Below are 25110 nucleotides of genomic sequence, written 5' to 3' on the forward strand. Positions count from 1 at the left end.
ATTATCTGCAAATTGAAATCATATCCAAAACTAAGGTAACATTATAGTTGAGCCAAACAAAAACTGGCGACGTATTTAAAGAAATCGGTGAAGGGGGATGTTTTGGCGGTGAAAAAGTTGCGGTTGATTTTTTATCATCCGGCAAAAATAAAAATTTGTATGTTGCGACGGTTTTTTATCTATAAATAACCATACTAAACTTTATCATATTAAGATGAAACAGGACTTTAGCCCATTCCGCGGCACTGTGTTTGAAAAGGAATACACCCTCAGTATTGGATGGAAAATATTTTTATACATCTTTATTGCGACGATGATTATCGGAGGGGCTTATCTGACTTATACTTCTATCGCCGATAAAAGTTGGTGGCTGCCGTCAATCGGTATTGCGCTGATAGCGCTGGGTATTTATTGTTATCTCGAATTAAAAGCAAGTAAGATAATTATATCCAATAACGGTATAAAAAGAGTAGGATATTTTAGCAGCCGGGAACTGTTGACGAATGATATTAAAGGTTACGATACCGCCCAGGGTAAAAGGATAACGATACGGCCTGTCGATAAATCAAATAAAGCAATAGTTTTAAGCGATTACAGCTACTTTTCTGACCATCGCGGGATATTGGAATGGATATTGGCAAATTGTAAGGATCTTGATGCCGAACAGGAACGGATAGGAATTGAGGAGATCCAAAACGACGATAGTTACGGCTACACCGGAGAAGAGCGGTTGGCCGAGTTAAAACGGTTAAAGCGATTTTGCTCGTACTTTAATTATGCCGGAGCAGCTGTGTGCTTTTGGGTGTTTATGTATCCCCGGCCTTATGATTTTGCTGTTTTAACAGGCATTGTATGGCCTTTAGTAGTGATGTTTGTGTTTTATTCAAAGAGAGATGTGGTTACGCTTAACAGTGCCGATAGGAAGAAACAGGCTGTATATCCATCACTGAACACTGCATTTATACTGCCGCCGTTTGCGCTTCTGGTAAGAACTTTTGTTGATTTTAAATTAATGCATTTAACAGATGCACTTTTGCCTGCAGCCGTAATTATGGTTGTTTTAGGCGCAGCTTTTATTGGGATAATAATGAGCGCGAAGGAAAAAGCACGTAACAACAGAACTACCTGGTTCAGCGCTGTGATGTTTGTTCTGTTATATGGTTTTACAGCACCTATCCTGATCAATTGTAATTTTGATTACGCCGAACCAAAAGTGTACACAGCACGGGTGCTTAACCAAAGGGTATTGACGGGGAAACATACTTCATATGAATTAACACTAAGCAAATGGGGGCCGAAAGAAAGCGAAGAAACCGAAGTATCCAAATCGCTTTATTACCAGGTCAAAGTTGGGGATACTGTATACATAAATCTAAAACCCGGACTTTTTAAAATGCCATGGTTTTATGTCAGTAAATAAGTTGGTAAATTAAGGGCTCAAATCCGGTCAAACTCAATGAAAATACTGGCGATATCAGCAGGCATATTAATAGCAATATTATCTGTGCTTGGAATGCTGAATTGTAAAGCACAGTTGCAGATACAAAATGAAGGAAGCATTGTAAAAATGAAAATAATTGAGCTTCCGGGCGTGTGTAGTGGAACTAAAGCTAAGTACTTTATGAAAGTATTTTATGAGGGGGCGACATACTCAAAGCAGATAGGCGCAAATTTTTGTGAGACGCACCGGGTAGGGAAAAATATAGAGATGAAGTATTTAAAAGGGAAAGATCAGATTCTTTTTCCTGAAGAAGATGTAATAGGTAATTTAATTGCCGCCACCGCAATATGCCTTTTGGGTATATTTATTATAATATACGCACTGAAAACACTGCAATAAGCTCTACTTGCCCGCGGTTTATATAAAACAAAAAGCCGGGGCTTTTTAAAAATGCCCCGGCTTTGATATATGATGGATGATTGAGTTTAAGCTTCGGTTTTGGGTTGTTCAAAGTCGAAGTGTTGTTTAGCTTTTTCGTTCTTTTCCCAGAAGTCCCGGTCGGTTTGTTTGGCCGGTTTGATGGCTATCCAGGTGCCAAGCAGCATCAATGCAATTGGCCAGGTTATACGGTCGGCGTTATAAACGTTATCATTTACCAGGAATATGATGCCTAACAGTATCATAAAGATCCATGATGGTTTTTTAAAGTCATGTTTGGCACCCATGTAAGCGCCCCAGGCTATGAACCACATTGGCCAGCTAAAAAGCCAGTCGGGAAGTAGGAAGGCATTAAGCTGATCTATCAGAAATAAACCACCGGCTGCCAGTAAAATTATTCCTAACATGATTTTGCCATTTCTTTTGTTTTCGGTGTTTATTATATCGTTGTTCATCGCTTTAAGTTTTAATGTTACCCAAAACTACTGCAACAGGGCAGGCGGGTCAATCAATTGTTGGCGATGTAAGGGGAGATGTCGGTAAAGTAGGGGATAAGGGCGGTGAAAAGAAGCGGAGCGGCAAGAGCCAGGAAGTCAAGAGTCAAGAAGCAAGATCAAAGAAGCAAGAAAAGAAAGAGTAGGTTCTTATTCAAAAATCAAATTGTCATACGACAGAGCACCGGAAGGAATGAGCGCCCGAGCGAAAGAGAAATCTTATGCGCCATATATCTCACAGCAAGGTGTATAAGATTTCTCCTCACACCACCCCATGCCCCCACCGGTTCGTCGAAATGACAATTTTTGATCAAAAAAGAACCCTCTCCTTTGGAGAGGGCAGGGTGAGGTCTTATTCCGGTTCTTGCTGGCTCAGGCAGTGGAAACTGCCGAGGCCCCAGATAATGTCGGTACTGTCAATGCCCACAACCTTGCGGTCGGGAAAGCATTTGGTTAATATATCAAGCGCTTTATCGTCGTTCTTTGAACGGTAAGTAGGCACAATAACGGCCGAGTTGGCAATGTAAAAATTAGCATAAGATGCCGGTAAACGGGTATCTTCATAAACAACCGCATCAGGCATGGGCAATTCAACAATGTTTAGCTGTTTGCCGTTAAGCAGGCGCATGGTTTTCAGCGTTTCGAGGTTTTCCTGTAGCAGGTGATAGTTTTCATCGTTCTTATCTTCCTCCACAACGGTAACTACGGTATCTTCGTTTACAAAGCGGGTGATATCGTCGATATGTCCGTCGGTATCATCTCCTACAATGCCATCACCCAGCCAAAGGATCTGTTCTGCGCCATAATAACTTTGCAGGTAGCTCTCAATTTGTTGCTGGTTAAGCTGCGGGTTCCGGTTTTTGTTAAGCAGGCAAGCAGTGGTAGTTAAAATAGTGCCTTTACCGTTAAAGTCGACCGAGCCACCTTCCATTACTATGCCGGGATTAAATACCGGCAAACCAAAGTGGTTACCTATTTTGGTAGGGATCACGTCATCCAGGTCGAATGGAGGGTATTTGCCGCCCCATGCGTTATAACCCCAGTCTACGATAGCTTTTTGACTTGTAGTTGGGTTGATCAAAAACGCCGGACCGTGGTCGCGGCACCAGGCATCATTGGTCGGGAATTCAAAGATCTCGATCTTATTCAAATCCACACCGGCATTCTGCAGTTGAAAAATTACAGATGCTTTCATATCCTCATTTACTACGTTGATACGTACCAGTTCGCCTTCGGTAACTACCTTAATGAACTCAATGTAAGGTGCGTAAATGGTATCGATCTTGCCCGGCCATGAAGCTTCCTTATGTGGCCAGCTTAACCAAGTGGCGGTATGTTTAGCCCACTCGGCGGGAAAAGAAAAGCCTTGCGAGGCGGGGGTAAGTATAATTTTGTCCATAGTCGATAGTCGATGGTCCATGGTAGAAGGTTTTATAGTGTATTTCTCAAAGCTGTTATCATTTTACATAATGCCTGGTATTCATTATATAATTTATGAAAATCATCTTCCTTAATAATTTTTCGTTTTTTGGCAATAAACAGACATGCTACAACTTCAATGGCTGATCTTAATGCGTAACTTAAAAAAGTTTTGAAAACTGCATTGGTTTGTCCCGTGCAACCTTCGGCGATATTAAGTACTACAGAATCAGCAGCCCTTTTTATTTGGGACGTTAAAATAAATAACTCTTCCTTCGGAAAACTGTTTTTTGTAAGTGAATTAATCTCATCAGTTAGCTCCAGAGCTTTTTGCCAGACCTGGAGGTTTTCAAATTTAAAGCCATACTTTTTACAATGGTCTATGGACTATCGACCATGGACTAATCCTCATCTAACAGTCTCTTTGTTATCGGCTGATAAGAATCTATGCGGCGATCCCTCAAAAACGGCCAGTGGCTGCGGTAGTAATCCGATTTATCCAGATCAAGTTCCTGTACTATAACTTCTTCCAGATCATGTGATGTTTGATGTATAATAGCACCAAATGGGTTAGCAAAGAACGAACCGCCCCAGAATTTTACACCGGCTTCCTCGCCAACACGGTTCACACTTACTACGTGTATGCCATTAGCTACCGCATGCGAACGTTGAATGGTTTGCCATGCGTTGTATTGCTCAACGTTGGTAGCTTCGTCTTGAGTGGTAGCCCAGCCAATTGCGGTTGGGTAAAATAATATATCGGCACCCATTAAAGCGGTGATACGCGCTGCTTCAGGGTACCATTGGTCCCAGCAGATCAATACACCTATACGGGCAAATTTGGTGTTGAATACTTTGTAACCCAAATCGCCAGGCGTGAAGTAAAATTTTTCGTAAAAGCCCGGATCATCAGGAATATGCATTTTGCGGTATTTTCCTAAATAGCTTCCGTCGGCATCAAGCACGGCAGTGGTGTTGTGGTAAACACCCTGAGCACGTTTTTCAAATAACGAAGCAATGATCACCACATTCAGCTCGGCAGCAACTTTTGAAAGCTCATCGGTTGATGGGCCGGGAATGGCTTCGGCCAGCTTAAAATTGTCGTAATTTTCTTCATCGCAAAAGTAAAGCGAGGTAAAAAGTTCCTGTAAACAAACTATTTGCGCGCCTTTAGCAGCCGCTTCCCTTACTTTAACAATTGCTTTCTGCAGGTTCTGCTCTTTATCAGCAGTACAGCTCATTTGTACTAAACCAACTTTTACTTTACTCATCTCCAAAAAATTTGCGCAAAAATAACACTTTGTTGTCAGGATTTTACCGATTTGATGTTATGATTACACAGCGTTGAATATTTGATTACAATAGCCATGGTTTAATTATTTGAGCTATGAATTATCCTGGTAAGAATAGCCCGTAATAATTAACTGATTTACTGGTTTTAATGTTTGTGAAAACAAAATGAAGAAAAATTGTTAATTGACTATCCCGTACATCCAAATAAAAAAATAACATAGCTTTGCAGCCGAATGACACAAACAGAAGACATCATTGACGAAGGTGCCGAACACAAAACCTGGAAAGGTAAGCTTTGGGGCGTTATAAAAGTAATCCTTATCATAGCAGTAACCGGGGGGTTGCTTTACTATGTATTCAGTAAGGTTCCGTTTGCGAAAATTAAATATCGCTTAATCCATGCCGACCGCGCCTGGTTAGCTGCCGCTATTGCCTGTTATATCGGGTCGATGCTTTTTTCGTCATGGCGGTTGTTAAGCTACTTTAAATCCATCGGTTTGCGGTTAGACTGGCGCTTCAACCTGCGTTTATATTTTCTTGGCTTGTGCTATAACGTGTTATTACCCGGCGGTATCGGCGGCGATGGTTACAAAATTTACCTGCTGCATAAACGCTATCATTTGCCTACCAAAAAAGTATTCTGGGCTATCTTGTTTGACAGACTTAGCGGTTTTTGGGCCATAGGGGCCATTGTAGTTGGTTTGGTAATTTTAATACCAAGTTTTCCTTATCATCTGGCCTGGCCGCTTGGTATAGTATCGGTTGGTTCTGTGATCTATTACGCTGTAGCCCGCAAGTTTTTTAAAGAATACACTCACAACTTTATACAGGCCCACTTAAAAGCAATAGGTGTACAAAGTATGCAATTGCTTGCCATTGTTTGCTTACTGCTTGCGCAGGATTTTAACGGCAAATTTGCCCCTTACCTGTTGTCATTTCTTTTCTCATCGCTGGCGGCAATTATACCTTTTAGTTTGGGCGGCGGCGGTATCCGCGACGCGCTGTTTCTTACCCTTGCCCGTCAATTTAACTTAGCCGAAGATATGGCGGTTTACCTGAGCTTTGGATTTTATCTAATCTCAATTATTGTAGCTTTATTAGGTGTATATTATGTATTAGCTCCTAAGCGGCTTGAGGCCAGTCTTAAAAAAGGCGAAGAACCAAAATTGGAAAATCACCCGATAGAAGAATAATATTCTGCCTCTGTTTTAATTTCAGAATAATAAACTGAAACTTGTTTTCATGGCAACCATCTGCTAAACTTGGCGTTGTATTATAAATCGCAAGTTATCAATGAGCCATTTTAATGATTTTAATAATCCGCAGGTTGCGGCATTGCCCGGTCATTTAAAACAATTTATTGTCGACCAGCACTACGAGCATTATACGCCTATCGATCATGCGGTGTGGCGCTATGTCATGCGCCAAAATTATAGTTATCTAAAGGATGTTGCTTACTACCCGTACATTCCCGGCTTGCAAAAAGCAGGTTTAACTATTGAACATATTCCCGATTTACAGGAGATGAATGACGCCCTCGGCAAAATTGGCTGGGGTGCTGTTACGGTCGACGGCTTTATCCCGCCGGCAGCCTTTATGGAGTACCAGGCTTACCGGGTGCTGGTTATAGCTGCGGACATTCGCCAGTTAAAACATATTGAATACACCCCGGCGCCCGATATTATCCACGAGTCGGCAGGGCATGCGCCCATTATTGCCGATAAGGATTACCATGAATACCTGAGCTATTTTGGATCGATAGGGGCCAAGGCCATGTTTTCGGCACAGGATTTTGAGCTTTATGAGGCTATCCGGGCTTTATCGATATTAAAAGAAATGCCCGATGCCGATGAACAGGAAATCCTTAAAGCCGAAGAGCTGGTAACTTATTGCCAGGAGAATATGGGTGAACCTTCGGAAATGGCGTTGCTAAGCCGCTTACACTGGTGGACGGTAGAGTACGGCTTAATAGGCACTCTTGAACAGCCAAAAATCTATGGTGCAGGCCTGCTTTCATCTATCGGTGAAAGTTCAACCTGTATGAATAAAGATGTACAAAAGCTATGGTATACTATTGACGCTGTTAAATATCCTTATGATATCACCAAGCCACAGCCCCAGCTTTTTGTAACCCCCGATTTTCAAAACCTGATCAGCGTGCTGGAAGAGTTTGCCAATACGATGGCTTTCAGAAAAGGTGGTGCTTACGGATTAAACAAGGCTGTTGAAAGCAAAAATACCTGTACGGCTGTTTACAGTTCGGGCTTGCAGGTTTCGGGTAACATTACCGATTTTAAGACAGATGCAGCCGGCAAACCTTATTTTATAAAAACCACCGGCCCCACCGCGCTGGCTCTGAACAATAAACAGTTAAGAGGCCATGGTAAAGATTATCATAAAGATGGTTTCAGCTCGCCGGTTGGCAAATTGAAAGGCTATCACGATACATCTTTGGAGGATTTTTCGGAGTATGATCTGAAAGCGGCGGGTATAATAAAAGGGCTGGGAACCGAACTGCATTTTGAAAGCGGGATCACCGTAAAAGGCATTGTTAAAAATATCCTTTCAGAGGCTGGCAAAATCTGCCTGGTCACTTTTGATAACGTAACCGTTACTGATGATAATGGAACGGTGTTGTTTGATCCGGCCTGGGGCGTTTATGACATGGCTGTTGGCGAAGAGATCATTTCGGTATTTTGCGGAGCGGCTGACAGGGAGGCTTATGAAACCATTGTTTATAAATCCAAAACAGAAACATACCACGCCCGGCATGATCATAAAACCAAAGAACTGCACAGGCTTTACCAGCAGGTACGCAATTGCCGCACAAATCATGGCGATTATGGCTTTTTAGGCAATGTATGGCAGCAACTGCAAAAAGACCATCATGATGACTGGCTTTGTGCCCTGGAGATACTGGAAATACTTGACCATGAAGGCGTAGACCCGGTGTTAGCAGCCGAAATCAAGCATTTTCTTGAAGAAAAGGGCCGTAGCGAGCCTGAATATGGTAAGCTCATCAGCGACGGCTTTTACCTGATTAAACACCCGGTTGAGCAAAAATTGGTAGTTTAGCGTTGATTTATCATCTTAGAGGATAAATCACGCGTCATTGTGAGGAACGAGGCAAGTACGCGTGGGAAACGAAATTAATAACAAATAATCATTCCCCCTTTAGGGGGTTAGGGGGCATATGAACATCATAATAACCGGCGCCAGCAGCGGCGTGGGCTTTGAAGCCGTAATTGAACTGATACTTTCGGGCAGCCATAAGGTGATAGCGCTGGCCCGTTCACAGGATAAACTGGAACGTTTGCTGGAGATAGCACATGGTTTAAACCCCGATTGCCAATTGTTTGCCTTGAAATTTGATATAGTGCATGATGATTATGAAGGTTTGCAGCAGTTTATCGCTTCGCATTTTGATAACCGGGTTGATATTTTGATTAATAATGCAGGTGTGCTTATCAATAAAGCGTTTACCGAATTACGCGAGTCGGATTTTGTAGAGATGCTGCAAAGCAATTTTATTGGTCATGTACGTGCTATCCAGGCATTGCTTCCTTTAATGCCTGCGGGCTCGCACATTGTTAATATTGGCAGCATGGGAGGATTTCAGGGGAGCGCTAAATTTCCGGGCCTCGCGGCTTACTCAGCAAGTAAATCAGCATTGCACACGCTAACCGAATGTTTAGCACAGGAGTTAACCGAACAAGGGATCAAAATAAATTGCCTGGCTTTAGGATCGGCGCAAACCGAGATGCTGGAACAGGCTTTTCCGGGTTATCAATCGCCCGTAATGGCGTTTGAAATGGGTAAATATATAGCTGATTTTGCTTTAACCGGGAGTAAATTTTTTAACGGGAAAATAATACCCGTAGCAGCAAGTACTCCCTGAAATATTAGATAATATTGCAAACATTTTTTATAACTTAGTTATTATAAATATGTTTATGCCTGCTGCGTATGGACACAAGGTTTACGTCACTCTTTACTCATTCAAAAGATATTTTTTTTGTCATGGATATGAATGGCGTGATCATGCATACCAATCATGCTTTTCGTAATATCCTTAACTACAGCGATGATGAATTAACAGGCATCAATATCGAGGCCCTGTGCCATCCGGCAGATAAAGAACGCCAGGCAGAATCACAGGGCAGCCTTCTGCTTAATAAAAAATTAGTTGGTTACCAAAGCCGTATTAAAGCAAAAGACGGATGTTACTTTAGTATTATCTGGTCGGTAATATTGAATGAGGATGATAACCTGATTTATTCAAGCGGTAATACACTTGCCGGTATGATTGCCCAATCGGCAGATGATATTGTTCAGCATACCATTCAAAGCCTTAATGAAGGTTTTATTGTACTTGATGCCAGCTGGAATATAATTTCCTTTAACCCGGCCTTCCAGTCCATGACTAACCTTAGCTTAACCGAACTTGATCAGGCCAATTTTATGGAGATTAAAAGTCTTGGTTTAACTGAAAGGGTAGAGAACGAGTTTCAACTTTCATTAACCTGCAAAAAATCAACACAGGTACAATATTTAAATGCAAATTCAAACAGCTGGCTTCGCATCAATATATACCCATATCAGGAACATCTGGCTGTTTTTGTACGTGATATAACGGAAATAAAAATGCAGGAATGGGTATTAGAGCTTGAAAAAAGGGTGCTGGAGTTAAATGCTGCATCGCAATACACACTGGCACAATCTGCAGGCGAACTGCTTATGGGAATTGAAAGGATTTTCCCGGATATGATCTGTTCTGTTTTGGAAGTTGATGATGCACAGGAAAAATTGCATACGCTTGCCGGTCCGCGTCTGCCGCAGGCTTATAGCGATCAGTTAGAAGGCTTATTAGTAGGGCCAAATGTAGGGTCATGCGGTACGTCGGCATTTCACCGCAAGCAGGTTATTGTAAGTGATATCGAAAATGATCCCCTGTGGGGCGATTATGTGGGGCTTGTTAAACCCTACGGCCTTAAGGCTTGCTGGTCATCGCCGGTAATGAGTTCAAAAAATACCAAAGTTTTGGCTGTGTTTGGCATTTATTACCATACAGTACGTGAGCCAAATGATGATGAGTTGAGTATTATTGAGCGCACTGTAAATATTCTGAGAGTGCTGATAGAAAGCAAAAAGACCGAAGATAATATACGAGAACAAAATCATAGGCTGCAAACCATAGCTAATATCAGCTCGCATGAGTTGCGCAAACCGGTTGCAACTATCTTAGGTTTAGTTAATTTGTTTGATAATGAAGATCTTCAAAACCCGCTCAATAAAGAGATTATCGGGCATATTGATACAACATCGCAGCAACTTGACGGGGTTATTCATTCCATTGTGGAAAGAACGGCATATATCAGGGCTTCCGAGGCTGATATGTAAGTGGTGCTTTTAATCGGTAGTTATATTTTTTATACCTTAAAGTAAATAATAATGTAAAAACGGCCGATCTTTATCCCATGATCGTATCCTGGGGTAAAACGCAGATATAAGTAATCAGCAAATGAGTGGATATAAGCCTGTGCAGAATGAAATATTTGATTTGCATTAGTTTCTTCTTATTTGTGTGTGCAGCTTCTTTTGCGCAGGTTACCACATTCACCATTGACAGTAGTAAGTTAAACAGATCGTTAATGATTGTTTTGGATTCCGTTTATCAATCAGACCAATCTGTTAGAATAAAATATCTGTGGGCAAAAAGAGATAATGCACAAATCAATGTTGCCGATAGCCTGCAAGAAGTTATGCATAAAACCGACAGTCAAAATTTGATCAGGGTGAATGCTATACTAACAAAGTATGGTTGGCTGGGGCCGCAAAAAGTAGGTATTACGGGAAGTCAGGTACTGTTCCTGGTAATCCAACATGCCGATTTGCAAACGCAGCAAAACTATTTACAAATGATCAGAGCTGCGGAAAAAAATGGCGAAATACTTTCAAGCAACCTTGCTATCCTTGAAGACAGGATCAATATGCGGACCGGCAAGAAACAAGTTTACGGTAGCCAAGGATTTACAGATAAACAAACAGGCAAGATATATATATCCTATTGCTGATGTTGATCATTTGGACGAGCGACGTAAAGCAATGGGGATGCCACCAATGAAAGATTATGTTAAAAATTGGGACGCCGGGAAATATAAGAAGCAACTGCCCGAGATAGAGAAATTAGCCAGGGAGCAGGTTGTTAAATGACAATACCGGCATGGATGGAAATTACATTATAATTAAAATAAGGTTTCCTCTAAAAATGATGCAAGGCCCTTAGTAATAAAGCAAGGGCTTTGTTTATATGCTATTTATTCGTTTGTTTCTTAGCTATCGGATATCCTCTGGAAATCCAATTAGTTTGTAAATTTGTAGGAAGATCGAGCACTTTAATCTGAGTGAAGCCATTTTTCGACAATTCTTGATAGGCAGGCTGAATGTTGGGGCATTTGGTAAAAGGACAGCACCCGCAGTAAATAACTACAGGCTTATGCTTAGGTAAGTTTGTTAATAGTTGCCGCAGTTTTGTCATGTTCCGTTCATCGCTCACTGCACCTATATGTAAGGCTCCAGGCAAATCTTCAACTGCTCCAATGTTCAGGATTGCTATCTCTTCCTTTCCCGACTGTATAAAACCAGCCAAAACAGAAGGTTCAAGTAATTCACTCTTTTTCCAGGGATATCCGATTTCGGGCATCTTTAAGGGTTGATTTGATATTTGCGCTTTGGTTTGGAAAGATATTGATATAAGGAAAAATAAACTTATAAGTGAGATGGAGAAAATGTGTTTCATTTTAATTATCTGATATTTGCTGTCAAAGTTCAGAATTATTTATGAAAGAAAATAGGCAAGGGCATTGGGAGCATGTCTACGCAACAAAATCATCTAATGAGGTAAGTTGGACACAAACCGTCCCACAAACATCATTAAATTTCATTCATAGTTTCAACCTTCCTAAAGATGCCAAAATCATCGATATTGGAGGAGGCGACAGCAACCTGGTTGACCATCTTTTGAATGAAGGGTATCGTAATATTTCGGTGCTTGATATCTCCGAAGCCGCACTAAACCGCGCAAAGATGAGACTTGGACCGAAGGCCAATTTGGTAACATGGATTGTTTCAGAAATCACCGAATTTAAGCCGTCAGAAATTTATGATGTTTGGCATGATCGCGCCACTTTCCATTTTTTAACCACGCAGCAACAAATTGCGTCATACATTTCCATTGCGCGCAACGCAGTTAAACGTAACCTTATTGTAGGTACATTTTCAGAGAATGGCCCTGAAAAATGTAGCGGCCTTTCGGTAAACCGATATTCTAAGTTGCAACTGGAGCAGGTCATGTCTAACGGTTTTCAAAAACTAAAATGTATCAACGAAGATCATATTACACCATTTAATACGGTGCAAAACTTTATATTTTGCAGTTTCGAACGATGTTACACATGAAAAAAGCTCTTTTTCTAACGCTATGTATATTATAAAATAAGTTTCCTCTGTGTGTTCGCAGAACAAACCTGGATGCTGTCTATATAGTTGGGCAACTTAGGTTATAGACTATTATTTCTAAAATGTGTAAGTTAATATTATATCCTGATTAAACAAATGTTTTCCTAATTGCGATTATCATTGGTTTTCGTCGTAAATCCGAACGTAATTTGCAAATTCCGTATTTTGTAAGGCTACTTCAATTACAGTCTTAGCTAAGTCAAAATCTATTACTAAACAGCAAACTTCCATTGTTCCGCCACCAGTACTTCCGCCGTCACAATGTCCAAGACCTGTCCATCCTAAAACCTCGTCCATTTTGTTTTGAAGTCTTGTTCTTTTTTCAATGTCTTCTGGAGTCCCTATACCTTCAATTATATATTCGATTAAAAGTGTGTAGTGATCATCTATGTCAACGTGTCTATAACCTTCGTCTATTTTTTTGTTTATGATCGTTTGGATTTTTTTTCGAAAGCTTGATAGCAAGCTTGAATGTATTTCTTCATTTTGCCCTACTTCGCCGACAATTCCCCAGTGAATTAATCCTGTTTTATCATCTTTATCCCAGGTTTCCCAATAGTTTATCACCGCGGCATCTTTTTTATATAACTTTAACATGTATCAAGCGTTAAGTATTTAATTACTATTTGTTGTCATTCGTTTTTAGACGATATCTGCGCCCGCATACCCTCGGGATTAAGCCTCTGCGTTTGATCGATACCTTTAATTGAGGGTCTATGCTTACGTGGTTTGTAATTCAAGCGAAGATGATTGCACTTTAATATATGTTTTTCTTAATCAGTCGGTGACTTCTGAATTCAATAACGTTTTTCGCAAAACAATCTACAATAGCATATATTGTGGCGGTTGTATAGTTTCGGGCTTTTGAGTCAACGGGGTGATAGCTTCCTCCAATAACTTCAAAAATTAATGGGATGTCTTCTCCTCTTATACCTTCAAGGTAACTTATAAAAAAACGTAATGCATGTTCACCCGCCTCTTTGGCTCCCCATTCATCAGGTAATTGGTCACTGTTTAGATTCCAAATCATCTTGGTATCGTACTCCAATGATTTGTAGATTTTGATTTCAATATGTCCATAATTTTCGTTTCGCCTTACGTACAGCCCTTTTCCTTCAACAGGGCTTAAATCCCAATCTGATAAGTGCTTATTTATATGGAAGAGTCTATGGGCTTTCATCATTACTCCATATAGTCGAATTTCTTTCATGGTTCAAGATAGCTAAGTAAATCTAATCATAATCAGCAAGACTAAGTGTTTGAAAGAATTCCATTGACGTATTTGACGACAAAGAACATCAAAGTAATAACAAAAATAAGTTTCCTATACGTTCTTATAAGAACAAGCCATGACGTTGTCCTGTCGTATAGGAAACTTGGGATTATTCATCCTTTGGAGATACCAAACCAACCGCGTTCACAGGTTTTACCCGCCAATGCCCTGTAGCCTTAGGCACCTCGCCCTTTTCTTTTCAGCCTTTAACGCCCACTTTTAAAAATTCGTTAACCACTATTTCGGATACGTAACGTTTAATGCCATCCTTATCGGTATAGTTGCGGTTGGTCAGTTTGCCTTCAATGGCCAACTCATCGCCTTTTTTAAGCAGGTCTTCGGCAAGTTTGGCTTGTGTGCCCCAGAAAATCAGGTTATGCCATTGGGTATCGGTTATTTTTTCGCCTTTATCATTTTTATAGCTTTCGTTGGTGGCGATGGAAAGGCGTACCATTTTTTTATTGCTGTCGAATACTTTTACTTCCGGGTCCATACCTAAGTTGCCTACCAGGCGCACACTGTTTCTTAATGAGTTCATCGTTTTAATATTTACTGTTTAATGTTTGTTTGAATTAACGATACAAAGGTGGGGAGGGCAAGAAAATTTAACCGGATATTAACCGTTTATAGTCGATAGTATCCGTTTGTAAGCGTTTGCAAACGGATAAATTAATCGCTATCTTTATGTCATGAACCAGGAAAGAGTATGCTTAGATTGTGGTACACCACTACAAGGCCGTGCCGACAAAAAGTTTTGTAATGATCTGTGCCGCAATAATTATAACAATCAGCTTAACAGTAACAGCTATAACCTGGTGCGTAATATCAATAATATCCTGCGCCGTAACCGCCGTGTGCTGGAAGAGTTGAACCCAACCGGCAAAACCAAAACAACCCGTAAAAAACTCACCGCAAAAGGTTTTGATTTCGACCATATTACCAGCCTCTATCAAACTAAAACCGGGTCGACCTATTTTTTTAATTATGAGTACGGCTACCTGTTATTAGATAATGATGAAGTATTGCTGGTGAAACGGGAAGGGGAGCAATAACAGTGGGCAGTTTTCAGTGAGTGGCAGTAACAGTTTGCAGTGAGCAGCAGTTCGCTGTAAGATTTGCCGGTTTATTTGCTTTGAGCTTTAGGCGTTCTGCATTCAGCTTTAAAATCTGATTCTCTATAGATTTAATAGCATTTAACAGTTTAATATTTTGATAATTAATACTTAACTGTTGTTTCATTCGGCGCTTTATGTTTTCAATAAATTTAAGTACGTTTGGGGAAATGTAAATTTTTAATTTTTGACTGATCTTACTAATTTAAAATGAAATTATTTATTAAAAAACCGATTGCTCAACTAATGGCTGCTTCGGCAGAGACGGAGAAGTCGCTCAAGAGAACCTTAGGCGTTGGCTCACTTATAGCACTCGGTATCGGCGCAATTATAGGTGCCGGTATTTTCGTTCGTACGGCAGCCGCGGCAGGTGAACATGCCGGCCCTGCGGTTACCATCTCTTTCCTTATAGCAGCCGCCGGTTGCGCCCTGGCCGGATTGTGCTACGCAGAATTTGCCAGTATGATCCCCATCGCAGGATCTGCTTATACCTACTCTTACGCTACCATGGGCGAGTTTATTGCCTGGATCATTGGCTGGGATTTAGTGCTTGAATACGCGCTTGGTGCCGCTACAGTTGCAATTGGCTGGTCGCAGTATTTTAATGAATTTTTAACCACTTTCTTTAACGTGCATATACCATACGCATGGTCGCACTCGTTTATGGAAGTGTCAAATACCACTGCAGGTATGTACGCCGCCGAGATGGGTACAAGAGGTATCGTTAACCTGCCGGCTATTCTGATCCTGTTCCTGTTAACGCTGTTATTGATTCGTGGTACTGCAGAATCGGCAGTTGTGAATAATATCATCGTAATTGTAAAAGTTGCCATTGTGTTGATGATCATTGGTTTAGGCTGGCACTTTATTAACCCGGCTTTCCATACCCCATATACCATCCCTGCCGATGCAGGAAAAATTAAAGTGAGTGCCGGTGTAGTTGACTATGCCGATACCTTTAATCACGGATGGCTTGGCGTATTACGCGGTGCAAGCGTTGTGTTTTTCGCCTTTATCGGTTTTGATGCTGTTTCAACTGCTGCTCAGGAAGCTAAGAACCCGCAGAGAGACATGCCAAAAGGTATTTTGATATCATTGGTGTTTTGTACAGTACTTTATATCTTATTCTCGCATGTGTTGACTGGTTTAGTGTCATACAAAGATTTCCTTATCCAGGGTAAAGAAGCTTCAGTAAGCTATGCTATCAAAACCGCTATGCCTGGTTACGGTTGGTTGGCGTCATTTGTTACTGTATCTATACTTGCGGGCTTCTCGTCTGTGATCCTGGTAATGCTTATGGGCCAAACACGTGTATTTTATACCATGAGTACAGACGGTTTAATTCCTAAAGTATTCTCAAAACTACATCCTAAATTCCGTACCCCTTATAAATCGCAATGGTTATTCTTTGTGTTCGTATCATTATTTGCCGGTTTTATTCCCGATAAATATGTAGGCGACATGGTAAGTATCGGAACGCTTTTCGCTTTTGTGCTCGTATGTATAGGTATCCTTATCTTAAGGAGAACCGATCCCGACATTGTACGCCCGTTCAAAACTCCGGCTTATATGATAGTTTGCCCGCTTGGTGCCCTCATATGCCTGTGTATGATTGCGAGTGAAGGCTGGGAAAACTGGGCAAGGCTTATCGTTTGGTTATTGATCGGTTTTGCCGTTTACTTTGGTTACAGTATCAAACGTTCGCATGTACGCCATGGTAAAGTTGAAGGTGCCAATAACCCTATCAACCCTAAATTTGTTGAGTAATCATAACAATGTTATCATAAACAAAAAAGGTTCTGAATTTTCAGAACCTTTTTTGTTACATTCTCTTTTTATACCAGTAAACCAATAAAACCGCTTCATGAAGGGCGATAAAAACCTGTGGGTATTAGTATTTGTATGTATCATCAACTCGTTAGGGTTCGGCATTATTGTACCGATACTTTACTCATACGGTAAAACCTTTGGCGTTACCGGCGAAACATTAGGCATCCTCACCGCTTCCTTTTCAGTAGCTCAGTTTTTTGCCACACCGGTTCTGGGTTCCCTGTCTGATAAATGGGGGAGGAAGCCTTTGCTAGTGATCAGCCTGGCAGGTACCTGTATTTCCTTTATCCTTTTTGCCGAAGCGAGGAGCATGATCATGCTTTTTGCAGCCCGCATCCTTGATGGGCTTACCGGCGGTAATGTATCCGTGGCGCAGGCCATGGTATCGGATACGGCTAAACCCGATAACCGTGCCAAAAGGTTCGGCATTTTGAGCTCGGCCTTTGGCTTTGGCTTTGTGATTGGGCCGGCTGTGGGCGGCTTCCTTAACAGGTACGGTATGCAGGTACCTTTCTTTTTTGCGGCGGGCATTTCACTTATAGGCACACTTTGCAGCCTGTTCTTTTTAAAGGAAACCAACCCGCCCGATAAAACGAAAAAGAATTCAGAAAAAACTAAATTTTCGTTTACCTCGCTGATAACTACCCTTAAACGACCGGTTATCGGCACAGCTGTGTTTACCGGTTTTATGCTTACCATGGCGCAGTTTACCATGATCATAGCATTTCAAACTTTTACTGTTGATGTACTGAAGATCAACCCCACGCAGATCGGTATTCTGTACGCAGGTTTCGGCGTGAGTGGTATTATCATGCAGCTTTGTGTGCCGCTGTTCACCAAATGGTTTTCATCTAAATCAATGATCCTGTTGCTCTCTACTTTTCTTTGCCTTGCGGCGATGTTTGTAACCGGGCTCACCAATCATTTTATTCCTTTTGTTATAGGTATTTGTATTTATGGCTTGTTTAACGGTCTGCGTAATCCTATGCTCAACGCGATAATTGCCGATCATATTGATCATCAAGAGCAAGGCAAAATATTGGGCATCAATCAGTCATATGCTTCCATTGGTCAAACCCTTGGTCCGGTTACGGCCGGCTTTGCAGCTTTGCTATCGGTACATGCTATTTTCTTCTTATCTTCATGCTATATTTTAGCTGCGTTGCTGCTAAGCATCCGGTTAAAGAAAAAAGAATAAATTTAAGAGACCATGCCGCACCCATTTATTTTTAAGGAGATCATTTCGGTTACGATGATCCTTTTTGCTATTATTGATATTTTGGGTGGTATACCGGTAATTATCCAGCTCAGGCAACGTGTCGGTCATATCGAGTCGGAAAAGGCCAGTATAGCCGTGCTGGTGCTTATGGTAACCTTTCTTTTTATAGGGGATGAACTGTTAGCTGTAATAGGTCTGGATATTTCTTCATTTGCGATAGCGGGCTCACTGGTGATTTTCATTATAGCCATGGAGATGATCTTAGGTGTCGATTTTTTTAAAGAGGAATTACCACAGGCTGCATCCATTGTACCGCTTGCTTTCCCGCTTATTGCAGGCGCCGGTACCATGACCACGTTGCTCTCCCTTAAATCGCAATATCAAACGCAGAATATCCTTGTAGGTATTGTACTGAATACCCTTGTGGTTTATTTAGTACTTAAAAACGTAAAATGGCTTGAAAGGCTGCTTGGTCCGATTGGGTTAAGCGTGCTGCGTAAGGCCTTTGGGATAATTCTTTTGGCGATAGCTATTAAGCTGTTTAGGAGTAATACGCATTTGTAATCCCCTGATTTGTTTGAATATTTTAACCTGAACCAATGGACGAAGAACTAAAAAGGAAAGCCTACCTGCAAGCTTCAAGATTAAAAAACGAGGGCCTTGACAATGAGGTAATTTATGCCGGCTCGAAAAACAGGCTATCCCTGCTGATTTGATAGAACAAGTACTAAAAATTTAACTGCTCAAAAGATAGTTGACGTTAATAACGCGCAAAAACCATTCTTTAATTTAGCGCTATTAAAAATAGGAGTCGGTGTTCTTTTAGCTATTGTTTCAATGGTGGTTGTACCCGGTCAAATTATTTTGCCTATTGGTTTAATTGCAGGGGGGATTATTACAGCTGTGATAAAAAGACCAATGTGAAATTCTCTGAGATGAGTTTGCAGAGGCACAAGTCAGCCTCCACGATATCCCCCTATTCAAGACTTGCGTCAAAGGGTACTATAGTATTCAATACTAACGCTGTCGCTCGGCTCCAGCCGAGTGACGATTATCCCCAGGCCTCTGGCCTGCGCGCTTAAAAAGGCTTAGCAATTCGACGGCGAGACGCCGCTTAATAGTGGTCACTCGGCTGGAGCCGAGCGACGGCAGCAATTATATATTTTATTAAACAATAGGAGAAGGGCTTAATCTCGCCACAAACATGGTATCTGCTTTACGCTCATAGCCTTTTAATACCGCTTTCTCTTCCAGTTTTAAACCAAGCTCGTTTACTAAATAATCAACTACATCTTCATTCTCACCTTTAAAGGCAGAACAGGTAATGTAGATGAGCGGCTTACCGGGCTTGAGGTATTTTACTACGTTTTGGGCAATACTCTTCTGAAGCTTTTGGAAAAACTCGATCTTGTGCATATCAAACTGGGCTATCATTTCGGGTGTACGTCCCCAGGTGCCCGAGCCACTGCAGGGGGCATCCAGGATGATCCCGTCGAAAGCGTAGTCATGCATCACTGAATCAATGTTTTGGGTAAGATCAAGTGCTTTTTTCTGGTATTTGGTTAATCCGGCCAATTGAAAGCGCTCATCAAGGTTGGCCAGGATAGATTCGCGGATATCGGATACAACCAGTTTAATATTAGGCTCATCCTCATGCAGTAATAGTGATTTACCGCCCGATGCCGCGCAGGCATCCCACCAGCTATCCCAGCGCTGAGGCTTAAAATAATTCCCTGTTTGCTGCGATGAATAATCCTGCACCTCAAACCAGTGTTGTTTAGGAAATATGGTTTCGAGGCGCGTACCGTTTGGCAGCGAATAACAGCCATTACCTTCGTCTTTAAATACAACCTGGGCTTTGGTTAGTTCGGCTTTTACCAAATGATCATAACCGTTGCGCACGCGGATAAACAGATCGGGCTGGCAAAAAAATGATTTCAGAAAAGCTTCTTTATCAATCCCTTCTGAAAGCTGGCTGCTCCATGGGAAAACATCTGCCAGTTTAAAATCAGGGTAGGCGGTTTTTACAAGGGCCAGTTTATCATCGTCACTAAAACCAACACATACAGCCCACTCTGGTTTGAAGTGTTGCAGGTAAGAGTTGGTTTGGGTATTGCATAAAAATTCGGCAACCAGCAGCCGCTCATCTTCAGAAACATCAGGCAATGCCCTGCCCAGGCGAAAGTAATTGTATACTAACCGGTTGGCAACCCGCCTGTCGGTTGAGCCCATTTGTTTGTTTTGCCGGTAAAAGCCGGGTAAAAATTTACTTAGTGGCGTATCGGCAGGGTATTCACCCAAAATTCGCTGAAACGTTTTAAGCTGATTTATAGCCTTCATTCTACCTGTTTTAGCTCAAAGTTAGTGTACATTAATATATTTACGTGGGTGTTGATCCAGCCCTGCCCCGGCTTTTTGACAAAATGGAAGCCATTATGCAAACCTGTAAAATCCGTTCCTTCTATGGATTGCATGCCTTTATCCGTAAAGAGTAGCTTTCCAAAATACAATCCTTCATCAAAACCCTTAATGGCGTATTCGGTCGGTTCAACGTGATAAGCACGCCTATAGTTACGTAAAAATGTTATTGTAGCCCCCGCTTTGTAATTTATTTTTTCGGTAGAGGTAATATGCGTATTCAAACGTTGTAAAAGTTGCGGTTTCAGGAAACTGAACTTCTCCCAGCTCGGGTGCCCAAACACCATAACCGGATAGTGTTTGTTCAATGTATCTAAAGATCGGAGGGTTACACCTAAAAATGCCTGATCGGTTGCAGGGATCACAAACACATTTTTTTCGGTTTTTGATAGCTGCGGCAGCAGGCTACTCAGTTTGCCCCGTATAACATATACGTTGGTGACCTTTACCTTCTTTTTACTTAAGCTGTCAATAGCCTTTTTAAAGTTAATAGCGTAATCACTTTCCTGGTTAAAGCCCGAACGCAGAATGAAGATTTTTTTAGGTTTAACCGTTCTGTTAATGTATTCGGCAGCGCCCCATGCGTGATATTCAAGCGGAGGAATAGCAGTGATTAAATTTTTGCTTTTAATTGTGCTTGGATTGGCAGGCGATAAAGGAGATAAAATTGGTCCCTTTGAATACGACAATGCGCCGGAGAAGGATTTTACGCCATCCGGGAAAACCGGGCCCACTATCAAATCGCTTGAACGTATAAACGCGTTTAAAGCCAGGTCATGTGCCTGCATGGCTTCGTCTTTCGAGTCAAAGATTTGTAGCCTATAATTATTTCCGTAAGCAGTAAGCGAATCGAGGGCGAGCTTAAATCCCTGGTAATATTCAACAGCGATATTGGCCTGGCTTAATTGTATAGGGCTATATTTTTGAGCCGGATTTAAATGCTCAAGATTCAAAGGCAGGATCATGGCTATAGTAGCCACCTTTTGCTCCGGAGCTTTGACCGGTTTTTCGGAGGTATTATCGGGCTTTTTTTCGGTATCAGTCGGTTTTTTTACGGTAGTTGCTACCGGCCGCGTTTTGGGTGAACACGCGGCCAGCAGCAAGGCTATGCAAAAAAACGGTAACCACTTATTCCCACTCAATAGTGGCCGGTGGTTTTGAACTGATATCATATACTACCCGGTTAATTCCTTTTACGTTGTTGATGATCTCGTTGCTGATCTTGGCCAGCAAGTCGTACGGTAAATGGCACCAGTCGGCGGTCATCCCGTCAACCGATTCAACAGCACGGAGACAGATCACGTTTTCGTAAGTACGCTCATCGCCCATTACGCCTACCGACTGTACCGGTAAAAATATAGCGCCGGCCTGCCAAACTTTATCGTAAACCCCGGCAGCACGTAAATTGTTTATATAAATTGCATCAGCTTCCTGTAGTATCGCCACTTTTTCGGGTGTGATGTCTCCCAAAATCCTGATAGCCAGGCCTGGGCCCGGGAAAGGGTGCCGACCTAAAATATTAGGATCGATCCCTAAAGCTTTACCTACTTTCCTTACCTCATCTTTAAACAAAGTGTTAAGCGGTTCAACTACTTTAAGTTTCATAAAATCAGGCAGACCGCCAACGTTGTGGTGCGACTTGATGGTAGCTGAAGGACCTTTTACTGATACCGACTCGATAACATCGGGATAAATAGTGCCCTGGCCAAGCCATTTCACATCCTGTACCTCATGTGCGGCATCATCAAATACCTCGATAAACACGCGGCCGATAGCTTTACGTTTCTTTTCAGGATCGGTTAAGCCCGCAAGCGCGTCATAAAAACGTTGTTTGGCATCGATGCCTTTTATGTTTAAGCCCATGTGTTGGTATGAATCAAGTACTTGCTCAAATTCATCCTTACGCAAAAGGCCGTTATCTACAAATATACAATGCAGGTTTTTGCCGATAGCATGGTGCAGCAATACTGCCGCAACCGACGAATCAACACCGCCTGATAAACCAAGTACTACTTTATCATCGCCCAGTTTTTCGCGAAGAGCGGCAACTGTGGTTTCGATAAACGAGTCAGGTGTCCAGTCCTGTTTGCATCCGCAAATGTCAACCAAAAAGTTTTGCAGCAATTGTTTACCGTCAATACTGTGGGTAACTTCCGGGTGAAATTGGATGCCGTAAGTTTGGGTTCCGGTTACCTGGTAAGCGGCAACTTTAACGCTATCGGTACTTGCAATTACCTCAAAGTTATCGCCAATGGTAGCAATGGTATCGCCGTGCGACATCCACACCTGTGAGCCACCGGGAACATCCTTAAATAATGGATTCTCCTTTTTGATATATTCCAGATTGGCGCGACCATATTCACGGGTACTTGATGGCAATACCTCGCCGCCATGAAAATGGGCAACGTATTGAGCACCATAGCAAACACCTAAAATAGGGCGTGTGGTGTGGAATTTTTCAAACTCGAAATGAGGAGCATCTTCCTGCCTTACAGAATAAGGGCTGCCGGAAAGGATGATACCTTTTACAGTGCTGTCAATTTCGGGATAATGATTGAAGGGGTGGATCTCACAATAAATATTGAGCTCCCTGACACGGCGCGCTATAAGTTGGGTGAATTGCGAACCAAAGTCAAGAATGAGGATTTTTTCTTGCATGGGCAAAGATAGGATTTTGATTTCGGAATTGGGAGTTGGGATTTCGGATTTTTTTATTTGATGATTTGCCGATGAACTTGCGCTCATCTGTGATGAGTGCTTAATATGGTTCGGCATTTGTAATGCGAGTTGCGATGCAATCGCTAAGCCACGTTAAGCGCCCGTTTTTAACCTACCGTGTACCCATATCTTATCAAACCTTCTGATTAAACAAAAGTAGTTGTCATTTCGAACGAACCCTGGGCGGGATGGTGCGCTGGAGGTGAGGAGAAATCTTCTACAAGCAGCAAACTCGCTATGTATGGCGTATAAGATTTCTCCTCGCGCCCAGCTTTTCCCTGCGCTGGCTCGTTCGAAATGACATTTTCTTTAATAAAAAGATATGGGTACACGGTAGGTTGCAAACGAGCGCAAGTGGATTGAACAGCGGACCTGAATGGTGTATGCATCAGGGTCCTCTGCGAGAGACCCTGATGGGACGTTAAGCTATATTAAAATCGCAATTAAAATCCCAGTAAACCAACCCCCCCCAAATCCCGGTTCAAACGTTCTGATAATTCAGCATCCAGTTAATACCGTATTTATCCGTAAGCTCCGCGAAGTATGCCCCAAAGAACATATCGCTCAATGGCATAGTAACCACACCACCAACCGAAAGTTCGTTGAACAGGCGCTCGGTTTCTTCGCGGCTTTCGGGTTCAACGTTGATGTGCATATTATTGCCGGTCTGCAGTTTAAAGCCCATACTCTCCGGCGCGTCGGTAGCCATCAGTACGTGGCCTCCCATAATGGTAAGTTCGCCGTGGATGATCAATTTTTTATCAGCTTCGTTCATCCGGACCTCAGCCGGTAACTCTATATCGCTGAACCGCGTGAGTTTTTTACCTGTAAACTCACCCTTAAAAACCTCTTTGTAAAAGGTTAAAGCCTCTTCAGTGTTTCCGGGGAAATTTAAATAAGTGGTAACCCTTGCAGCATTGCCCGGTTTCAGATCTTTCCTGATTCTGAAAGCTGTGCTCAGGTAATGATCAAGGTTGCTTAAGCCGGCAGTGAAGCCTTCCTGGAAGCCTATACCAACAATGGTTTGCATATCTTCCACTTTGTCAAAATAGATATCGATGTTAACGGTAGTATGCTCACCCTTGCCGGTAAAGTTCTTCTCCCAGTTCATAACAGGGAAATTGGTATTGGTTACAGCATTTTCGTCACAAAAGGAAACAGCATTGGCAATTTTTTGCGGAGCTACGATGGTTTTATACTCTTCCTTGCACCATGTTGGATGTTCAGTATGCTCCGGGCCAACCATCTGGTATAACCAGTAGCCGCCTTCCCTAAAATCCATGGTTTTTGTTTCGGTGCGATAAGGTTTTGGTGCCCACCACTGGTCAAGAATTTCACTTTCGGTCCATGCCTGCCATACTAAATTGAGTGGCGCGTCAAAAGTTCTTACCACATTAAGCCGTCTGTTTTGCAGGTCTTTGGTAAATACGGTTTCGTTGTTTGTCATGACTGTTTGTTTTTTAGGTTTTGTAGTACGTTATCTAACTGGCTAAAACGGGTTTCCCACAGGGCGCGGAACTGGTCCATCCAAACATCCACTTCTTTCATTTTTTGAGCGTTAAAATGATAATAAATTTCGCGGCCGGTTTGTTTTTGATTAACCAGCTGGCATTCGCTCAGGATTTGGATATGCTTGGATACAGCTTGCCGGCTGCTTTGAAAATGTTCGGCAATGGCATTGGGTGTCATAGCCTGCAAAGCAAGCAAACTAATGATGGCCCTGCGGGTAGGATCGGCAATGGCCTGAAATACATCTCTTCTCATAAAATCTTTTTTTTGCAACCGTTCGATTGCAATATAAATGCAATTAATTGGTTGCGGAAATTTATTTGGAAAATGTTTTAGAGCTGAGATTGAAAGTTGAGCGTTCTGTGGTATTATTAAAAAATGAAGGAAAATATTTTTTGTAGAGACGCATAATTGCGTCTCCCGAAGGA

28 protein-coding genes are annotated in these 25110 nt (G+C 42.0%); 14 read left to right on the top strand and 14 right to left on the bottom strand.

The genetic code is table 11. The features are described from left to right. Positions 1-47: 47 nt before the first annotated feature. Genes BLS28_RS30775 through BLS28_RS11205 form a run of 3 tightly spaced genes read left to right on the top strand, consistent with a single transcriptional unit; the run spans position 48 to position 1840 of the window. A complete protein-coding gene (locus BLS28_RS30775) occupies positions 48-185 on the top strand; it encodes a hypothetical protein (protein WP_167516053.1) in 138 nt (45 codons plus the stop codon). A gap of 29 nt (positions 186-214) precedes the next feature. Beyond that, on the top strand, positions 215-1420 hold the full coding sequence (locus BLS28_RS11200; RefSeq protein ID WP_091166730.1) for a hypothetical protein: 1206 nt from the start codon (positions 215-217) through the stop codon (positions 1418-1420). Between the two features lie 36 nt (positions 1421-1456). Beyond that, complete coding sequence (locus BLS28_RS11205; RefSeq protein WP_091166733.1) at positions 1457-1840, top strand: hypothetical protein; 384 nt, start codon at positions 1457-1459, stop codon at positions 1838-1840. 86 nt (positions 1841-1926) lie between these two features. Here BLS28_RS11205 and BLS28_RS11210 read toward each other — a convergent pair whose 3' ends face one another. Next, positions 1927-2334, bottom strand: coding sequence for a LiaF transmembrane domain-containing protein (locus BLS28_RS11210; protein ID WP_091166735.1), 408 nt, complete (start codon positions 2332-2334; stop codon positions 1927-1929). Between the two features lie 14 nt (positions 2335-2348). Here BLS28_RS11210 and BLS28_RS30780 point away from each other — a divergent pair, with 14 nt between their 5' ends. Next, positions 2349-2519, top strand: a complete 171-nt coding sequence (locus BLS28_RS30780) for a hypothetical protein (protein WP_176844434.1) — start codon at positions 2349-2351, stop codon at positions 2517-2519. A gap of 206 nt (positions 2520-2725) precedes the next feature. Here the strand turns inward: BLS28_RS30780 and BLS28_RS11215 are convergent, their stop codons facing one another. Genes BLS28_RS11215 through BLS28_RS11225 form a run of 3 tightly spaced genes read right to left on the bottom strand, consistent with a single transcriptional unit; the run spans position 2726 to position 5063 of the window. Next, positions 2726-3793 carry an agmatine deiminase family protein gene (locus BLS28_RS11215; RefSeq protein WP_091166737.1) on the bottom strand — a complete coding sequence of 356 codons (1068 nt, stop codon included), beginning with the start codon at positions 3791-3793 and terminating at the stop codon, positions 2726-2728. A gap of 11 nt (positions 3794-3804) precedes the next feature. Next, positions 3805-4176, bottom strand: coding sequence for a four helix bundle protein (locus tag BLS28_RS11220; protein WP_091166965.1), 372 nt, complete (start codon positions 4174-4176; stop codon positions 3805-3807). Positions 4177-4193: 17 nt separating this feature from the next. Then, positions 4194-5063, bottom strand: coding sequence for a carbon-nitrogen hydrolase (locus BLS28_RS11225; RefSeq protein ID WP_091166739.1), 870 nt, complete (start codon positions 5061-5063; stop codon positions 4194-4196). 255 nt (positions 5064-5318) lie between these two features. Between BLS28_RS11225 and BLS28_RS11230 the strand changes: the two genes are divergently transcribed. The 5 genes from BLS28_RS11230 (at position 5319) to BLS28_RS11250 (ending at position 11159) form a co-directional block, all read left to right on the top strand. Continuing rightward, positions 5319-6278: a lysylphosphatidylglycerol synthase transmembrane domain-containing protein gene (locus tag BLS28_RS11230; RefSeq protein WP_091166740.1), complete on the top strand. Its 960-nt coding sequence runs from the start codon at positions 5319-5321 to the stop codon at positions 6276-6278. Positions 6279-6378: 100 nt separating this feature from the next. Beyond that, positions 6379-8160 (top strand): aromatic amino acid hydroxylase, encoded by a 1782-nt coding sequence (locus tag BLS28_RS11235; RefSeq protein ID WP_091166742.1) that lies wholly within the window; start codon positions 6379-6381, stop codon positions 8158-8160. Between the two features lie 118 nt (positions 8161-8278). Then, positions 8279-8983, top strand: a complete 705-nt coding sequence (locus BLS28_RS11240) for an SDR family NAD(P)-dependent oxidoreductase (protein ID WP_091166744.1) — start codon at positions 8279-8281, stop codon at positions 8981-8983. A gap of 68 nt (positions 8984-9051) precedes the next feature. Further along, positions 9052-10485, top strand: a complete 1434-nt coding sequence (locus tag BLS28_RS11245) for a PAS domain S-box protein (RefSeq protein WP_091166746.1) — start codon at positions 9052-9054, stop codon at positions 10483-10485. A gap of 146 nt (positions 10486-10631) precedes the next feature. After that, on the top strand, positions 10632-11159 hold the full coding sequence (locus tag BLS28_RS11250) for a DUF6624 domain-containing protein (RefSeq protein WP_143020734.1): 528 nt from the start codon (positions 10632-10634) through the stop codon (positions 11157-11159). A 239-nt stretch (positions 11160-11398) separates the two neighbouring features. Here BLS28_RS11250 and BLS28_RS11255 read toward each other — a convergent pair whose 3' ends face one another. Beyond that, positions 11399-11884 carry a rhodanese-like domain-containing protein gene (locus BLS28_RS11255; protein ID WP_091166751.1) on the bottom strand — a complete coding sequence of 162 codons (486 nt, stop codon included), beginning with the start codon at positions 11882-11884 and terminating at the stop codon, positions 11399-11401. A 41-nt stretch (positions 11885-11925) separates the two neighbouring features. On the opposite strand from BLS28_RS11255, the gene BLS28_RS11260 reads away from it, so the two are divergent. Then, positions 11926-12543, top strand: coding sequence for a class I SAM-dependent methyltransferase (locus BLS28_RS11260; RefSeq protein WP_091166753.1), 618 nt, complete (start codon positions 11926-11928; stop codon positions 12541-12543). 177 nt (positions 12544-12720) lie between these two features. Here the strand turns inward: BLS28_RS11260 and BLS28_RS11265 are convergent, their stop codons facing one another. The 3 genes from BLS28_RS11265 to BLS28_RS11275 all read right to left on the bottom strand — a co-directional run bounded on the left by BLS28_RS11265 (position 12721) and on the right by BLS28_RS11275 (position 14414). Next, complete coding sequence (locus tag BLS28_RS11265; RefSeq protein WP_091166754.1) at positions 12721-13200, bottom strand: hypothetical protein; 480 nt, start codon at positions 13198-13200, stop codon at positions 12721-12723. Positions 13201-13360: 160 nt separating this feature from the next. Further along, the gene (locus tag BLS28_RS11270) at positions 13361-13813 is read right to left on the bottom strand and encodes a hypothetical protein (protein ID WP_091166757.1); all 453 of its coding nucleotides are present in this window, start codon (positions 13811-13813) and stop codon (positions 13361-13363) included. Positions 13814-14075: 262 nt separating this feature from the next. Then, on the bottom strand, positions 14076-14414 hold the full coding sequence (locus tag BLS28_RS11275; RefSeq protein ID WP_091166759.1) for a single-stranded DNA-binding protein: 339 nt from the start codon (positions 14412-14414) through the stop codon (positions 14076-14078). A gap of 151 nt (positions 14415-14565) precedes the next feature. Between BLS28_RS11275 and BLS28_RS11280 the strand changes: the two genes are divergently transcribed. Beyond that, on the top strand, positions 14566-14928 hold the full coding sequence (locus tag BLS28_RS11280) for a hypothetical protein (protein WP_091166760.1): 363 nt from the start codon (positions 14566-14568) through the stop codon (positions 14926-14928). A gap of 13 nt (positions 14929-14941) precedes the next feature. Here BLS28_RS11280 and BLS28_RS31140 read toward each other — a convergent pair whose 3' ends face one another. Further along, complete coding sequence (locus BLS28_RS31140; RefSeq protein ID WP_189549455.1) at positions 14942-15115, bottom strand: hypothetical protein; 174 nt, start codon at positions 15113-15115, stop codon at positions 14942-14944. An 83-nt stretch (positions 15116-15198) separates the two neighbouring features. Between BLS28_RS31140 and BLS28_RS11285 the strand changes: the two genes are divergently transcribed. From BLS28_RS11285 to BLS28_RS11295, 3 genes are all read left to right on the top strand, one after another. Then, positions 15199-16755, top strand: coding sequence for an amino acid permease (locus tag BLS28_RS11285; RefSeq protein ID WP_091166763.1), 1557 nt, complete (start codon positions 15199-15201; stop codon positions 16753-16755). Positions 16756-16852: 97 nt separating this feature from the next. Then, on the top strand, positions 16853-18016 hold the full coding sequence (locus BLS28_RS11290; protein ID WP_091166765.1) for an MFS transporter: 1164 nt from the start codon (positions 16853-16855) through the stop codon (positions 18014-18016). A gap of 12 nt (positions 18017-18028) precedes the next feature. Then, entirely contained in the window at positions 18029-18601 is a 573-nt protein-coding gene (locus BLS28_RS11295; RefSeq protein WP_091166768.1) for a MarC family protein, read from the top strand. 603 nt (positions 18602-19204) lie between these two features. Here BLS28_RS11295 and BLS28_RS11300 read toward each other — a convergent pair. The 5 genes from BLS28_RS11300 to BLS28_RS11320 all read right to left on the bottom strand — a co-directional run bounded on the left by BLS28_RS11300 (position 19205) and on the right by BLS28_RS11320 (position 24937). Continuing rightward, positions 19205-20377 (bottom strand): RsmB/NOP family class I SAM-dependent RNA methyltransferase, encoded by a 1173-nt coding sequence (locus BLS28_RS11300; RefSeq protein ID WP_091166770.1) that lies wholly within the window; start codon positions 20375-20377, stop codon positions 19205-19207. Next, the gene (locus BLS28_RS11305) at positions 20374-21627 is read right to left on the bottom strand and encodes an ABC transporter substrate-binding protein (RefSeq protein WP_143020735.1); all 1254 of its coding nucleotides are present in this window, start codon (positions 21625-21627) and stop codon (positions 20374-20376) included. The genes BLS28_RS11300 and BLS28_RS11305 overlap by 4 nt, the downstream gene beginning before the upstream one ends. After that, positions 21584-23113 (bottom strand): glutamine-hydrolyzing GMP synthase, encoded by a 1530-nt coding sequence (gene guaA / locus BLS28_RS11310; RefSeq protein WP_091166967.1) that lies wholly within the window; start codon positions 23111-23113, stop codon positions 21584-21586. The genes BLS28_RS11305 and guaA overlap by 44 nt, the downstream gene beginning before the upstream one ends. 541 nt (positions 23114-23654) lie before the next feature. Then, positions 23655-24620 (bottom strand): SRPBCC domain-containing protein, encoded by a 966-nt coding sequence (locus BLS28_RS31320; RefSeq protein ID WP_091166773.1) that lies wholly within the window; start codon positions 24618-24620, stop codon positions 23655-23657. After that, positions 24617-24937, bottom strand: a complete 321-nt coding sequence (locus BLS28_RS11320; protein WP_090528388.1) for an ArsR/SmtB family transcription factor — start codon at positions 24935-24937, stop codon at positions 24617-24619. Before BLS28_RS11320 ends, BLS28_RS31320 begins: the two co-directional genes overlap by 4 nt. Between the last annotated feature and the right edge of the window lie 173 nt (positions 24938-25110).

It is taken from the genome of Mucilaginibacter gossypii (assembly GCF_900100945.1).
Taxonomy (GTDB): Bacteria; Bacteroidota; Bacteroidia; order Sphingobacteriales; family Sphingobacteriaceae; genus Mucilaginibacter; species Mucilaginibacter gossypii.